The 13,575-nt window shown below is 60.0% G+C and carries 16 protein-coding genes and 5 tRNA genes; 8 read left to right on the top strand and 13 right to left on the bottom strand.

All coding sequences use genetic code 11. The features are described from left to right. Nucleotides 1-60 precede the first annotated feature (60 nt). Nucleotides 61-2,217, bottom strand: a complete 2,157-nt coding sequence (locus tag ABWL43_RS04105; RefSeq protein WP_404486848.1) for a DUF1631 domain-containing protein — start codon at nucleotides 2,215-2,217, stop codon at nucleotides 61-63. Between the two features lie 245 nt (nucleotides 2,218-2,462). Between ABWL43_RS04105 and nadC the strand changes: the two genes are divergently transcribed. Then, a complete protein-coding gene (gene nadC / locus ABWL43_RS04100; protein ID WP_145165288.1) occupies nucleotides 2,463-3,311 on the top strand; it encodes a carboxylating nicotinate-nucleotide diphosphorylase in 849 nt (282 codons plus the stop codon). Nucleotides 3,312-3,354: 43 nt separating this feature from the next. Here the strand turns inward: nadC and ABWL43_RS04095 are convergent, their stop codons facing one another. From ABWL43_RS04095 to ABWL43_RS04085, 3 genes are all read right to left on the bottom strand, one after another. Further along, nucleotides 3,355-3,660, bottom strand: coding sequence for a DUF6388 family protein (locus ABWL43_RS04095; protein WP_242194771.1), 306 nt, complete (start codon nucleotides 3,658-3,660; stop codon nucleotides 3,355-3,357). A gap of 172 nt (nucleotides 3,661-3,832) precedes the next feature. Next, nucleotides 3,833-3,905: transfer RNA gene (locus tag ABWL43_RS04090), tRNA-Thr, on the bottom strand. A 64-nt stretch (nucleotides 3,906-3,969) separates the two neighbouring features. Next, the gene (locus ABWL43_RS04085; protein WP_277933556.1) at nucleotides 3,970-4,383 is read right to left on the bottom strand and encodes a pilin; all 414 of its coding nucleotides are present in this window, start codon (nucleotides 4,381-4,383) and stop codon (nucleotides 3,970-3,972) included. 202 nt (nucleotides 4,384-4,585) lie between these two features. Between ABWL43_RS04085 and ABWL43_RS04080 the strand changes: the two genes are divergently transcribed. The 4 genes from ABWL43_RS04080 to yacG are packed head-to-tail and all read left to right on the top strand — an operon-like array spanning nucleotide 4,586 to nucleotide 7,474. Then, complete coding sequence (locus tag ABWL43_RS04080) at nucleotides 4,586-5,794, top strand: type II secretion system F family protein (protein ID WP_404486846.1); 1,209 nt, start codon at nucleotides 4,586-4,588, stop codon at nucleotides 5,792-5,794. Next, nucleotides 5,791-6,657 (top strand): prepilin peptidase, encoded by an 867-nt coding sequence (locus ABWL43_RS04075; RefSeq protein WP_404486844.1) that lies wholly within the window; start codon nucleotides 5,791-5,793, stop codon nucleotides 6,655-6,657. The genes ABWL43_RS04080 and ABWL43_RS04075 overlap by 4 nt, the downstream gene beginning before the upstream one ends. Beyond that, complete coding sequence (gene coaE, locus ABWL43_RS04070; protein WP_262210097.1) at nucleotides 6,654-7,277, top strand: dephospho-CoA kinase; 624 nt, start codon at nucleotides 6,654-6,656, stop codon at nucleotides 7,275-7,277. The genes ABWL43_RS04075 and coaE overlap by 4 nt, the downstream gene beginning before the upstream one ends. Next, nucleotides 7,274-7,474 carry a DNA gyrase inhibitor YacG gene (yacG, locus tag ABWL43_RS04065; RefSeq protein ID WP_106578604.1) on the top strand — a complete coding sequence of 67 codons (201 nt, stop codon included), beginning with the start codon at nucleotides 7,274-7,276 and terminating at the stop codon, nucleotides 7,472-7,474. The genes coaE and yacG overlap by 4 nt, the downstream gene beginning before the upstream one ends. On the opposite strand, the gene ABWL43_RS04060 is transcribed toward yacG, so the two are convergent. The 3 genes from ABWL43_RS04060 to ABWL43_RS04050 form a co-directional block, all read right to left on the bottom strand. Then, nucleotides 7,471-7,686: a hypothetical protein gene (locus ABWL43_RS04060; protein ID WP_003171680.1), complete on the bottom strand. Its 216-nt coding sequence runs from the start codon at nucleotides 7,684-7,686 to the stop codon at nucleotides 7,471-7,473. The genes yacG and ABWL43_RS04060 overlap by 4 nt on opposite strands. 66 nt (nucleotides 7,687-7,752) lie before the next feature. Then, nucleotides 7,753-8,442, bottom strand: coding sequence for an energy-coupling factor ABC transporter permease (locus ABWL43_RS04055; protein WP_242194780.1), 690 nt, complete (start codon nucleotides 8,440-8,442; stop codon nucleotides 7,753-7,755). Beyond that, nucleotides 8,439-8,906, bottom strand: coding sequence for an FAD/FMN-containing dehydrogenase (locus ABWL43_RS04050; RefSeq protein WP_404486840.1), 468 nt, complete (start codon nucleotides 8,904-8,906; stop codon nucleotides 8,439-8,441). Before ABWL43_RS04050 ends, ABWL43_RS04055 begins: the two co-directional genes overlap by 4 nt. A gap of 100 nt (nucleotides 8,907-9,006) precedes the next feature. On the opposite strand from ABWL43_RS04050, the gene ABWL43_RS04045 reads away from it, so the two are divergent. The 3 genes from ABWL43_RS04045 to ABWL43_RS04035 all read left to right on the top strand — a co-directional run bounded on the left by ABWL43_RS04045 (nucleotide 9,007) and on the right by ABWL43_RS04035 (nucleotide 11,258). After that, on the top strand, nucleotides 9,007-9,636 hold the full coding sequence (locus ABWL43_RS04045) for a DUF1780 domain-containing protein (protein WP_145165302.1): 630 nt from the start codon (nucleotides 9,007-9,009) through the stop codon (nucleotides 9,634-9,636). A gap of 89 nt (nucleotides 9,637-9,725) precedes the next feature. Then, a complete protein-coding gene (locus ABWL43_RS04040; protein WP_064450648.1) occupies nucleotides 9,726-9,899 on the top strand; it encodes a DUF3094 family protein in 174 nt (57 codons plus the stop codon). Nucleotides 9,900-9,959: 60 nt separating this feature from the next. Beyond that, nucleotides 9,960-11,258 carry an NAD(P)/FAD-dependent oxidoreductase gene (locus ABWL43_RS04035; RefSeq protein ID WP_404486838.1) on the top strand — a complete coding sequence of 433 codons (1,299 nt, stop codon included), beginning with the start codon at nucleotides 9,960-9,962 and terminating at the stop codon, nucleotides 11,256-11,258. 59 nt (nucleotides 11,259-11,317) lie between these two features. Here ABWL43_RS04035 and ABWL43_RS04030 read toward each other — a convergent pair whose 3' ends face one another. From ABWL43_RS04030 to ABWL43_RS04005, 6 genes are all read right to left on the bottom strand, one after another. Continuing rightward, nucleotides 11,318-12,205 (bottom strand): LysR family transcriptional regulator, encoded by an 888-nt coding sequence (locus ABWL43_RS04030; RefSeq protein WP_404486836.1) that lies wholly within the window; start codon nucleotides 12,203-12,205, stop codon nucleotides 11,318-11,320. Between the two features lie 31 nt (nucleotides 12,206-12,236). Continuing rightward, on the bottom strand, nucleotides 12,237-12,971 hold the full coding sequence (locus ABWL43_RS04025) for a cysteine hydrolase family protein (RefSeq protein ID WP_404488366.1): 735 nt from the start codon (nucleotides 12,969-12,971) through the stop codon (nucleotides 12,237-12,239). A gap of 166 nt (nucleotides 12,972-13,137) precedes the next feature. Next, nucleotides 13,138-13,214 (bottom strand) — tRNA-Pro (locus tag ABWL43_RS04020). A gap of 94 nt (nucleotides 13,215-13,308) precedes the next feature. Continuing rightward, nucleotides 13,309-13,384: transfer RNA gene (locus ABWL43_RS04015), tRNA-Lys, on the bottom strand. A 5-nt stretch (nucleotides 13,385-13,389) separates the two neighbouring features. Further along, a tRNA-Pro gene (locus ABWL43_RS04010) sits at nucleotides 13,390-13,466 on the bottom strand. 10 nt (nucleotides 13,467-13,476) lie between these two features. Next, nucleotides 13,477-13,552: transfer RNA gene (locus tag ABWL43_RS04005), tRNA-Asn, on the bottom strand. Nucleotides 13,553-13,575: the final 23 nt, after the last annotated feature.

The raw sequence follows: 13,575 nt of genomic DNA, 5'->3' as shown, positions 1-13,575 counted from the left end.
CGGGTTCCTTGAATGAGACGAGGTGTTACCAGTATGCCGCGTTCAGGCCTGCGGTTGCGATCACTTGCCGCGATTGAGTTGACGCAGGTTGCCCACCACGCACGCCAGTGCGCGGTCGAACAGCAGCCCGTCGTCCAAGGTACGCAAGGCCCCGCGCTTGAATGCCATGGCCAACTGGTCGGCACTTTTTTCAAGGACTTTGAGGCCGGTACGGCTGACAAAAATGTAGCTATTGGACGGGGCCATGATCGCCGTCAACTTGCAGCGCAACGCTGTGTTTTCGTCTTGCTGGAACTCAAACCAGCCACCGACACGCAGTTGGTGAGCCTTGAGCAGGTCCGGGTCATCGCTCGGCAAGTGCTGTATTGAATCAGGCAACCCGACACTGAACGAAAACGGCTCACGCACCTTGATCAGCGCGTCGATGCACTCGCCTTCGGCCGACTGAACATGCATGGCCTGCAATTGAACAAAAAACTCACGGGTGCTGAAAGGGTCGAACGCCGCGCTGGTCAAGCCGTTGCGCAAAGCCGTGAGCAGCCCGGGCAGTTGCTCCAGCAGGTGCCGGCCGGCCTCGGTGTCTGTCTGCAGGCCCACACTCCAGATCAACTCGTCCATGGTGCGCACGCCCGCCTGCCACTGCACCGACTGTTCGCCGTGCTTGAGGCAGGCCAACAACAGCACCTGGCTCCAGGCCTGCTGAAGAAACCGCACCACCGATTGCGGCAAGACCTTGCCGAGCAAGCGCCGATTGAGCAGATCGGCCACACGGTCACGTGCGGCTTGCGTGCGTATGCGCCCTTCTTCGGCCTCACGGGTGTGTTGTTCAAGCAACGCGCTACGGCGTTGTTCATCCGAGGTGAACGCAGTGAACTGCGCCAGCAGTTGGGAAAAAATCGTCAGGTCTTCGACGAAATCATTCAACAAACACTGCACCACATGCTCAATATGCAAGTACAGGCTGTCGCGCTGATAGCCCTCGTGCGGGCTCCAGCCCATGGCAGCCGAGGCGATTTCATTAAGCAGTCGACGCGCCGGGTGGCAGGCGCGGCTGAAGAGGCTCTTGTCCAGCACCGCCACTTTCAACATCGGAATCTGCAAGCGCGCGATCAAGCCCTTGAACGCATCAGGCACGGTGCGATCATTGAGGATGAACTCGAACAGCAAGGCGACCAGATTGATCACGTCTTCATCGGCGCCTTCCACCACACGCGACTTGCCGCTCTTGACGCTGACGCGGGTCAACAGTTGTTCAAGCTGGTTACGCAGGTCGAAGTCGTCTTCGGCCTCAGGTTCAGGCACATATTGTTGCAGGTGCGAGAGCAGGCGCAGCAGGTCGCGCGAGGCAATGGGTTGCGGTTCGGCGCAGGCTTCCAGGGTCGGCGCCACGCTGCCTCGCACCGCCGCCAACAACACCTGCAAGGCGGCGAAGGCTTGCTGGCCGTTCTCATCCAGGGGCGGGTCGATGGCTGGCGGGTTGCCTTCTCGCTGCTGGTCACGGGCGGCACGCCCGCCAGGGCGACGCGAGGGCACCGCCTTGAGTTCGGGCAAAACCCCGGTGGCGACCAGCAACTGATTGGCTTCGCAGAACAATTGGTCGGCGTCACTGAGCACGTACTTTTCAAACAGTTTGAGCATGATCAGCTTGACGCGAATCTCTACGCCCAGGCTGCGCCCCGCGCGCAAAAAGAACTCGCAAAGCAGCGCCGGACCCAACGGGTTGTCGCGCTCGCTCAGAGGCTTGCCAAGCAATGCACTCAGGCGCGCGGTCAGTTGGCCCAGCGCCAGGCCATCGCGATGTCGCACCCGGCCGAGCATGGCCTCCAGCGCAACGGCCTTTTCCAGTTCGTCGCTGGACGTGCCGGGCGCCGCCTCATACGACACCACCGGCACCAAATGCGCCTCGCCTGGCTCTGCATGGCCCAGACTGGCGAAAGCGGCGAACAACTGCGCCATGAACACGCGCTCAAAATTTTTGCGCTTGAGGCGCAAGTCACGCATCGCTTCAAAGAAGATGTGATGGTCAACATTGCTGCGGGCCTTGTCGGCCATTTCGAACAGCGTGTCATCGGCGTTATCGAACAGTTCCTGCAGACCTTGCTGCAACTGTTGGGCAGCCTTGTCGCGAACCTGCAGCAACACCACCGGCAGGCGCGCAAGCGGCGATGGCGTGGGGTGCGCCTTGTTGATTGGCACCACCTTTCCGTCATTGTGCATCCTGGCCTCCTGAAACGGCGGTGTTGGGGTGGGGAGCGATCAGCTACAGGTCCGATGGGGGCTGCGAAAACCGGTTGTCACCAGGACGTCAAAGCTATGACGCCAATTGCAAGGCGCAGGATTATCTTGCAAATAAGGGTAGTTGCGCCAGTGAACTCTGCCATTGCTCTGTAAATGAGTGTTGAGTCTGGGTTCACAGGCGCGCTGCCCCTATAATCCGAGGCACTTTGTTTGTGGAGCCTGTTATGCCGAATCTCCGTCTTGCCGACCTCACCGCCGAAATCGAAGCCAACGTGCGCCGTGCACTGCTGGAAGACATCGGCAGCGGCGACATCACTGCGCAATTGATTCCGGCCGAACGGCTGGCCAAGGCGACGATCATCACCCGCGATGCGGCCGTCATCGCCGGTACGGCCTGGGTCGATGCGGTGTTCCGTCAGCTCGATCCGCGGGTCGCGGTGCATTGGCAGGTTGCCGACGGTGAGCGTGTCAGCCCCAACCAGGCGCTGTTCCACCTTGAGGGCCCTGCCCGCTCACTGCTCAGCGGCGAACGCTGCGCGCTGAATTTTCTGCAGATGCTGTCAGGCGTCGCCACGCGCGCTCAGTACCTGGCGGATTTCGTCGCCACGACCCAGGTCAAGCTGCTGGACACCCGCAAAACCCTGCCGGGCCTGCGCCTGGCGCAGAAATACGCCGTGACCTGCGGCGGTTGTCATAACCACCGCATCGGGTTGTATGACGCCTTCCTGATCAAGGAAAACCATATCGCGGCGTGCGGCGGGATTGCGCAGGCGATTACCGCCGCGCACAAGATCGCGCCGGGCAAGCCCGTGGAAATCGAAGTGGAAAGCCTGGAGGAACTGCGCGAAGCGCTGGCGGCGGGCGCCGATATCATCATGCTCGACGAATTGAGCCTGGATGACATGCGTGAGGCCGTGCGCCTGAATGCGGGCAAGGCCAAGCTGGAGGCCAGCGGCGGGATCAATGAAACCACGCTGCTGCCCATCGCCCAAACCGGAGTGGACTACATCTCCATCGGCGCGATGACCAAGGATGTGAAGGCGGTGGACTTGTCGATGCGGCTGAGCATCTGACGTTTTAATGTAAGCGCCGGCAAGCCGGCGCCTGCACAGTGTTTCAGATCGCGAGGTTGTTCATCCCGCAATACTCGTTCCAGTCGACACCCAGCACCTCGGCGGCCTCCTTGTGCAAGGCCAGGCGTGCGGCCTCGAACTCTTCCGGCGTCGACGTGTACTTGAGGGTTAATTCCCATGGCTGCAGGCCCTGGGCCTCGGCCTCATCCTCAAATGACCATTGGATCTGGTCCCTTTGATCATCGGCGCTCAGGTCCTTGATCTCATCCAGCAGTTCCGGCGACTCCGCAACGTACTTTTTGAGGGCTGCTTCGTGCCGCGCTTCCTGGGTCATTTCTGATGTGGTCATGTTGTTCTCTTAGATCGAGGAATGGGGATGCATCTGGGTCATCAAGGTTGCGCAGATACGAAAGAGCAAGCATGAATGCCGGCTCGTCTGGCCTTCAGAACCATTCTGGGATCATCTGAAAACAGTGCTGCCTTTTGAAACAGTGTTGCGTTTTTTCAACAGTGTTGCCTTGTGCCCGAGACAGGAATCGAACCTGCGACCTTCGCGTTACGAGTGCGCTGCTCTACCGGCTGAGCTACACGGGCGGTGGGCTAAAGCTAGCACCGCATTGGGCAGGCGGCAACTAACTCGCCTACCGCCCGACGGCCGTCAGGCCCCGTCGGCGCCGCAGCCTTTGGCAACGTATTGCGCTTCAGCCGTGGTCGCGCACTTCCAGCCCGTGGTGGCGCTGCGCGTCAACGTGATGGTCTTGCCCAGCACGGGCGCAGGCGCATCAAGAATTTCACAGCTGATGGAGCCTGTGCCGGTGGCCACATCGCCTGCCACGTCGATCTTGCAATTGGCGGTGGGACTGGTGCCACCGATCAAGGCCAGGGTCGGTACGGTGCCCTGATTGAGGGTGTCCTCGAAACCTGCCTTCAGCGCGGAGACTTCAGCCAACCCCGCGGTGAACTTGGCCTTGGCCTGGTGCTTGGTATACATGGGCAAACCGATAGTGGCCAAAATGCCGATGATTGCCACGACGATCAACAGCTCGATCAAGGTAAAGCCTTTCTGACGCATCACATTCACTCTCCAGAATAGAAACCCTCACAAGGCGCGTCCTGCGCCCCGCATTGTGCAACGGCGCCAGTGTACTCATCCACGCACGACCAATCGCCTGCAAGACGCACAATCTGACATTTTATCCTTCCTCGCCAGCCTGTCCGAATCCCTCACCTGACTAAGCTATAAATCTTCAACGACCTGCGTGCGGAAACGTGACATGAATGACGCTGCAACGATCTACGCCTGGGAAGGCATCAACCGCAAAGGACGCAGAGTCTGCGGGCAAACCACAGGCCAGAACCTGGCGCTGATCAAGGCACAACTGCGCGAGCAAGGGATTTGCCCCGGCCGTATCCGCAAGAAAACCCCACGCCTGCCAAGCTTCGCCCCGCCGATAAAACCCGCCGATATTGCCCTGTTCACCCGCCAGCTGGCGACATTACTGAAGGCTGGCATACCGCTGTTGCAAGCGTTCGACATTATTGGCGAAGGCTTCGACAACCGCCTGATGCGCGAGCTGATAAAGGGCTTGAAACAGGAAATCGCTGCCGGCAACAACCTGGCGGCAGCGCTGAAAAAACAACCGCGCTATTTCGATGACCTGTATTGCCACCTGATTGCCGCCGGCGAGCACGCCGGCGCCCTGGAAACGCTGCTGGAGCGCGTTGCCATCCATCTGGAGAAAAGCCAGCAGCTCAAGGCGCGCATCAAGAAGGCCATGACCTACCCCATCGCCGTCATCGTGGTTGCAGGCCTGGTCAGCACGGTCTTGCTGATCCACGTGGTGCCGCAGTTCCAGAACCTGTTCGCCGGCGTCGATGGCAAACTGCCAGGCTTCACGCTGAGTGTCATTGCCTTGTCCGAGTTCCTGCAGCGTGCCTGGTGGATGGTGGCACTGGGTTTGGCCGCGACAATTATCGGGCTGCGCCACGCCTATCGGGCATCTTCCGGTTTTCGCCGTTGGCTGGACCTCGGTTTGTTGAACGCGCCCCTGGCAGGCACACTGCTGAAAAAAACCGCGGTTGCCCGCTACGCCCGCACACTCTCAACGACTTTCGCCGCGGGCGTGCCGTTGGTGCAGGCGCTGGATTGCGTGGCGGGGGCGGTCGGAAATGGGTTGTTCAAACAGGCGATAGAGCATATGCGTCACGATGTATCCACTGGCATGCAGTTGCACCAATCCATGGCCAACAGCCGCCTGTTTCCCAGTATGGCAATCCAGATGACGGCCATCGGGGAAGAATCGGGAACCCTGGATCGCATGCTGGAAAAAGTCGCCAATCACTACGAGGCCGATGTGCAAAACCTGGTCGATAACCTCACCAGCCTGATGGAGCCCCTGATCATAGTGGTATTGGGCGGCATCGTCGGCGCACTGGTGATCGCCATGTACCTGCCAGTGTTCCAGCTGGGGTCGGCATTTTGAACCCGTTGCTGAATGAACAACCGTGGCTCTTTATCGGGATGGCGCTGGTGCTGGGCCTGATTGTCGGCAGTTTCCTCAATGTGCTGGTGTGGCGCCTGCCGAAAATGCTCGAGCGCGAATGGCGCGCCCAGGCCCAGGAGGTGCTCGGTTTGCCTGCTGACCCTGCGGGCCCGGCTTACAACCTGATGCGCCCCCATTCCTGCTGCCCCCGATGCAATCATCCGATTCGCGCGTGGGAAAATATTCCTCTGCTCAGCTACCTGCTGCTCAAGGGCCGTTGTGCCCATTGCCGAGAACCTATCAGTGCCCGCTACCCGTTCACCGAACTTGCCGGCGCGCTGGTCTCGGCGGCGGTGGCCTGGCATTTCGGCTTCGGCTGGCAAGCCGGCGCGGTGATGCTGCTGAGCTGGGGGTTGCTGGCGATGAGCCTGATCGATGTGGATCATCAGCTGCTGCCCGACGTTCTGGTGCTGCCGCTGTTATGGCTGGGGCTGATCCTCAACAGTGTTGGCTTGCTGGTGACGCTGCCGGATGCGCTCTGGGGTGCGGTCATTGGGTATATGAGCCTGTGGACGGTGTTCTGGCTGTTCAAGGTGATCACCGGCAAGGACGGCATGGGCTATGGCGATTTCAAGTTGTTGGCCTTGCTCGGCGCCTGGGGTGGCTGGCAGATTCTGCCGATGACACTGCTGATGTCTTCGTTGCTCGGGGTGCTTGCCGGGCTCATCCTGCTGCGCTTGCGCAAGCCCCAGGCGTCGGCCCCAATGCCGTTTGGTCCGTGTCTGGCGATTGCCGGCTGGATTGCATTGCTCTGGGGTGGTCAAATAACCGACTTCTATTTGCAGTCTGTCGGTTTCAAATGACCACTTCTGTTGCAACACCCTGGATTCTTGGCCTCACCGGCGGCATCGGCAGCGGCAAAAGCGCGGCCGCCCAGCACTTCATGGATTTGGGCATCGACCTGGTCGACGCCGACCATGCGGCTCGCTGGGTGGTTGAGCCCGGCCGCCCGGCACTGGCGCAAATCGCCGAGCACTTCGGTGCAGGCGTGCTGTTACCCGACGGCCAACTGGACCGCGCCGCGTTGCGCAAACTGATCTTCGAGGTCCCGCAAGAACGCCGCTGGCTGGAAGCCTTGCTGCACCCGCTGATCGGCGAGGAGATTCGCAGCCATCTGGCGCGCGCGCGGTCGCCTTACGCAATCCTGGTGTCACCGCTGCTGATCGAGTCCGGCCAGTACAGCATGACCCAGCGCATCCTGGTGATTGACGTGCCGCAATCACTGCAGATTCAGCGTACCCTGCAGCGCGACGGCATCAGCGAACAGCAGGTGCAGGCGATTCTGAAGGCCCAGTCCAGCCGTGAAGACCGCCTGAACCATGCCGATGACGTACTGGTCAATGACCAGGACCTCGCCTGGCTGCACAGCGAGGTCGAGCGACTGCACCACTTTTACCTTACTTTGCGTGGAGGCCGATCATGAGCCAACCTATGACCGTCGACTGCCCAACCTGCGGTGCACCCGTGGAATGGAAAACAGACAACCTCAATCGGCCGTTTTGCTCGGACCGTTGCAAACTCATCGACCTGGGCGCCTGGGCATCGGAAGAGCACAAGATTCCGGTCAGCCCGGATGCCGAAGACGACCTGTTCTCCGAAGACTTTCAGCCTAAGCACTAAGGCCGCATAAAGGCGTATTCCTGCTGGTCGTCGAGATTCTCTGCAAGGTATTGCAGCTCGTCGGCCAGGTCTTCGAAACTGCGTACGCCTTTACTCTGCTGCACCACGGCGCTGAGCATGGCGCGCAAGGTCAAGCCTGGGTCGAAACCGATTTCCTGCGCGGCGTCCTGACTTCTGCGCAACTCCTGCCGTGCCCATTCGTACACACTCATGCCCCACGCTCCTCCATAAATTTCGCAGAGCATGGGCCTGTGTGGCCGGCCGGGATTTGATCTGGGTCAACGCCGCGAATCGTCGTCTTTCCATGGCGCAGAGAGGTAGCGCGTACGGTTGAAGGTCTCAAGCCACTCCGGGCAAAACACCACCAGAGCGCTGATGACCATGCCGTTGATAAAGGCTTCGGGGAAGATGATCAGCCACAGGTAGCCGATGAAGTCTTCCAGCCACTCCGGCATCGCGAAACGGCCGTCTAACCACAGCAACCCCAGCGCAGCCAGCAAGCAGAGCAGCGCCGACAGCGCGGCGGCAAAAAAGCCCGAGCAGAAGATATACACAAAGGGATTGCGGGGTTGGGCGCGCTCTACCAGCACTGCACAGCCTTCCGTGATCAGTACCGGCAACACGATCAGCAGCAGGCCATTGACCCCGACGGCGGCCAGGTCCTGACGCCCCAGCAGCACCAACCCGAACTGCGCCGCCAACCCGCCGACGATTGCCAGAGGCCAGTCGAGCAGCAGGGTCACGGCGGTCATGCCGATAAAGTGGTAGGAAACGCCAGTATCGAAATCGCGCCGCACCAGCCACAACATGAACAGCGCGAACACCGTACCAAACAGCAGATGCTGACGCCGCCGGTCGGCAAACAGCTCGACCCATGGCGAGCGCAGGATTGCCCACATCACCACGGGCGCATACAACAGCCAGCCGATGCTGAGAGTTTGCGGCGCCAGCACGGCGGCACTGATCACGGCTTCACCTGCTCCAGTGCCTGGCGCAGCTCGTCGGCGGAGCTGTATTCGTGCTGAGCAATCAACTTGCCGTTATCGAGTTGCAGCCACAGCACTTTATCCACAGCCCCTGGGTAACGCGGGGCGATACGCGCATCACGGTCCAGCATGACCCGGTAGTTGTAGGCCTGCATCGCCGGCACGGCGAACAGCTTGGCGATGAGCCGGGGCATGCGCTGGATATCGGCGATGAACACCGCGTGGCGCGCTTCGAGGTAGCCCTTGGGCTGGCCTTGCAGCGCGGCATCTACCCGCTTGGCGGCGTCCATGCTGCGGGCTACCAGCAGAATCTGCGCTTGGTCATCCAGGGTGTAGGCCTGGTCGAACTGGTCGAGCAGGGTCCATGGCGCCACGCGCTCACCGACCTCAACAGCTTGGGCCCACAACGGTAAAAGGCTCAGCAACAGCACCACGAAAAACTTCACCGCAGACTCCTTGATTCGGATGAGGGTCGAGTAGCCAGTCTACACCGGCCGTTTAAAGCAAGACTTCCTGCGGTCATCATTTGGACGCTAAGCTGCAAATATGGATGACTCAGATTACTTGCGCCTGCTCACCGTAGCGGCCGAACAAGCCAATGCGTTCCTGTCCAATGCCCGCAAATGGGAGCGTGAGCGTTGGGTCTGCCAACGCCTGCTGCAAGGCTTGAATGTGCCCTACCGGGCCGAGGAGTTTCATGCCGCCGGTCAAGAACCGCCGGATGTGTTGTTTCGCGACGCCAGTTTCGAGGTGTTTTTTGTACTGGATGAAGGCCGGCGCCTGAACGACGAATGGCGCGATGAGTTGCTGCGCCGACGCAGCGCATTTTCCCTGAGCCAGTTGGTCCGGCGCGAAGCCAAGCCGCGGCGTATCCCCGCCCATGAGTTCCTGTTGCGCCTGGCGCCGACGCTGCGCAAAAAAGCGCATAACTACAAAGAACGTGGCATTGACCTGGGCGAGCTGGACCTCATCGCCTTCGCCAGTCTCAAGCGCGAAGTGCTGGACCTCAACAGCCATTTTCCGCCTCCCACCGAATACCTGCGCCAGGGCTGGCGCTCGCTGTCGCTGGTCGGGCCGACCTTTGCCCGCGTGCTGTTCGCTCATCCTGATGCCCCGGATTTCTTGCGCAACAACTTGGGCCGCAGCATAGTATTCGACGTGGGCATCAGCCTGTGACGCAGGCACAGGCTACGCTTGTGGCGATACCGCCAATCTCCCGACTGTAACGTGGCGCCCTTTTGCAACGTCTACCTGACGAGGCCTTTATGACCAGCCGCCTGAACCCCGATGACCAACAGCATGTCGAAGAGTACCTGCAACTCTCCCAGAACCGAGTCGAGCGCAAGCCTTTCCGGCCGTGGCTGCTCCTTGGTGTGGTGCTGGTGGCGGTGATCGGGCTCGGTCTGCTGAGCCGCCTTTTGAGTTACCTGACGCTATGAGCTGCCTGGCGCTCGCGAGGGTAACTGCTCCGATTTCTTTTAGCCTTGCGAGATATCCCCATGACCCATCGTATTATTATCGTCGGCGGCGGCGCCGGCGGCCTGGAGTTGGCTACCCGCCTGGGTAAGACTCTGGGCAAGCGCGGCACCGCCAACATCACGCTGGTGGACACCAACCTGACCCATATCTGGAAGCCACTGCTGCACGAAGTGGCTGCCGGCTCGCTGAACTCTTCGGAAGACGAACTCAACTACGTCGCCCAAGCCAAATGGAACCACTTCGAGTTTCAGCTGGGGCGCATGAGCGGGCTTGACCGTGAACAGAAAAAAATTCAGCTGGCCGCCACCCTTGACGAAGAAGGCCGCGAACTGGTGCCTGCGCGCGTGCTGGGCTATGACAGCCTGGTGATCGCAGTCGGCAGCACCACCAATGACTTCGGCACCGAGGGCGCAGCGCAACACTGCCTGTTCCTGGACACACGCAAACAGGCCGAGCGTTTCCACCAGCAGTTGCTCAACCACTACCTGCGCGCCCATGCCGGGCAGACCGATACCATTGAACAGATCAGCGTCGCCATCGTCGGCGCCGGCGCCACCGGTGTTGAGCTGGCTGCCGAGCTGCATAACGCCGCCCACGAGCTGGCAGCGTACGGCCTGGACAAGATCAAACCGGAAAACATGCACATCACCCTGATCGAAGCCGGCCCACGGGTTTTGCCTGCGCTGCCGGAACGAATTGGCGGGCCGGTGCATAAAACCCTGGAGAAACTCGGGGTCACGGTGCTGACCAATTCGGCGGTCAGCGAAGTGACGGCCGACGCACTGATCACCAGCAGCGGCCAGGTCATTCCGGCCAGCTTGAAGGTGTGGGCCGCCGGGATTCGCGCGCCAGGCTTCCTCAAGGACATCGACGGCCTGGAAACCAACCGCATCAACCAATTGCAGGTGTTGCCGACGCTGCAGACTACCCGCGACGAAAATATCTTCGCCTTCGGCGACTGCGCCGCCTGCCCGCAACCAGGCACCGACCGCAATGTACCGCCCCGCGCACAGGCCGCTCACCAGCAGGCTTCGTTGCTGGCCAAGTCGCTGAAACTGCGGATTGAAGGCAAGGAACTGCCGTCCTACAAGTACACCGACTACGGCTCGCTGATCTCGCTGTCACGTTTCTCGGCGGTGGGTAACTTGATGGGTAACCTGACCGGCAGCGTGATGCTGGAAGGCTGGCTGGCGCGGATGTTCTATGTATCGCTGTACCGCATGCACCAGATGGCGTTGTACGGTTTCTTCCGCACGGCCATGCTGATGCTTGGCAGCAAGATCGGGCGCGGGACCGAACCAAGGCTCAAGCTGCACTGATTGACTGAACGGCAGCAAAAAAATCCCCCTATCACACGATAGGGGGATTTTTTATTGGGCTAGAGCTGCTGGTAGAACTCAGCCATATAGTCGACAAACGCCCGCACCTTCGGCGCCAGGTGCCGGGACTGTGGATAAAGGGCGTAATAGTGCCGCTCACCCAATGAATAATTGGGTAGAATTCGCACAAGCTGACCGTGCGCCAAGTCGCTGTGCACTGTGGCCTGGGTGAAACACGCAATGCCCGCCCCCGCCAACGTGGCCGCGTGCAACGCGCTGATGGTGTTGGTGCTGAACCGCCCCGATGGGATGACCGTAACCACCGCGCCACGCGCCGCGCTCAGTTGCCAATCCGACGACGCACCAATGAAAGTCAGCAAGTGATGGTTGTCGAGCTCCTGCGCCGAACGGGGCAACCCATGGCGACCGATGTAGCTCGGCGACGCGACCAGAACCTGGCTGGAAATCGTCAACGTGCGGGCAATCAATGACGTATCCGCCAAGGCGCTGGCAATGCGTATCGCGACATCAAACCCGTCGGCCACCAGGTCGACGAACTGATCATCACAGCACAGCTGCAGCTCAATATCCGGATAGCGTCGTTGAAAACCCGGTAGCCAGTGCGGCAGATCCAGTGTGCCCACCACCAGCGGCACACTGACTCTCAGCAGGCCTTCGGGGCGTTGGTGCCCGTGGGCGATGGCCTGGGATGCGGCGTCGAGACGATCAAGGATATCCACGCACGCTGCGTAGTACTGCTCCCCGGCACCCGTCAGACTGAAGCGTCGCGTGTTGCGGTTGATCAGTTGGGCGCCCAGCTCAATCTCCAATTGCTGCAATTGCCGGGATATCGTCGAATGCGTGGTCTCCAGGCGCTCTGCGGCTGCAGAAAAACCCTTGGCTTCGACGATGCACCGAAAGGCGCGCATGGCAGATAACTGGTTCATGAAGCAGGCGATCCCAAGCTGGTCAGGGGAATCAGTTAACCGGCAAAGCGATAATTTGCGAGGTGGTCAGCACCGAACCGAAGGTGTCTTCGATTTCAGCCAGTGCCGAGTTGTGCAACTCATCCTTGGTTACCGAACGGCCATCGGCGCGGGTAATAGCCCGTGTGGCACTGGCATCGGATGCTACCACAACGTCATAGCCCAACGGCGCGGCGTCACGGGCGGCGCCAGCGACACAGGCGTGAGTCATCAGGCCACTGATAATCAGGGTTTTGACGCCGGCTTTCTTCAATTGCGCATCCAGATCGGTGCTGGCAAACACGCTGACCGTGGTCTTCTGCACAAGCGTGTCTTGTGCACGTGGCTTCATCAGCGGGTGAAAATCGACGGTCTTGCCATTCTTGGCGAAGACCGCCGCGTCGTCCGGGGCAATGTGCTGCACGTGAATGACTTGGATGTTTTCCTTGTCGGCAAACTTGATCAGACGCTGGGTGTTTTCCAGGACTTTCATGCCGTCAGGGATCGGCATGCGGCCGGTGAAGTATTCATTCTGGAAGTCGATGACCACCAACGCGGTGGTTTTCGGGTCAAGACGGTCAGTCGGCTTCGCCCCCAACATCGCGCGAATGGTCGGCTGCGGGTGTGTGGCTGTTTCGGCGGCGACAGCGTAATGGCCGAGGCCCACCATCATACCGAAGCCAACAAGCGTGGACTTGAGTACGGCAGATAGCGAACGGACAGGGTGAGCGGCTGGGGTGAGGGTCATCATGCAGATTCCTTGAGGCGAGTGAATGGACGAGGCCCAGTCTAGGAGGCCGCGACCAGTTCACCAACGCACCCATCAGCACAATATCTGTTTGGAATTCGCACAAGTGAGGCCAAACAACAGGCAAAAAAAATCCCCGTATCTTTCGATACGAGGATTTTTAATATGGTCGGGGTAAGGGGATTCGAACTCCTGACATCCTGCTCCCAAAGCAGGCGCGCTACCGGACTGCGCTATACCCCGGTAAAAAAAAGGCGACCTTTCAGTCGCCTTCTGCGACCAGGGCTTTTGACCTCTGATCTTAAGATCTGATCCCAGCGTTAACTGGTCTCAAAAATGGTGGGTCGTGTGGGATTCGAACCTACGACCAATTGGTTAAAAGCCAACTGCTCTACCAACTGAGCTAACGACCCAAAAATGGTCGGGGTAAGGGGATTCGAACTCCTGACATCCTGCTCCCAAAGCAGGCGCGCTACCGGACTGCGCTATACCCCGGTTTTGAAATTGGCTCCGTGACCAGGACTCGAACCTGGGACCCAATGATTAACAGTCATTTGCTCTACCGACTGAGCTATCACGGAACTGCATATTTCAAATGTGTAAC

Source organism: Pseudomonas sp. HT11 (assembly GCF_044875395.1).
Classification (GTDB): domain Bacteria; phylum Pseudomonadota; class Gammaproteobacteria; order Pseudomonadales; family Pseudomonadaceae; genus Aquipseudomonas.
Note: the sequence above shows the minus strand (reverse complement) of the source record. Positions and strands in the feature narration are given on the sequence as shown.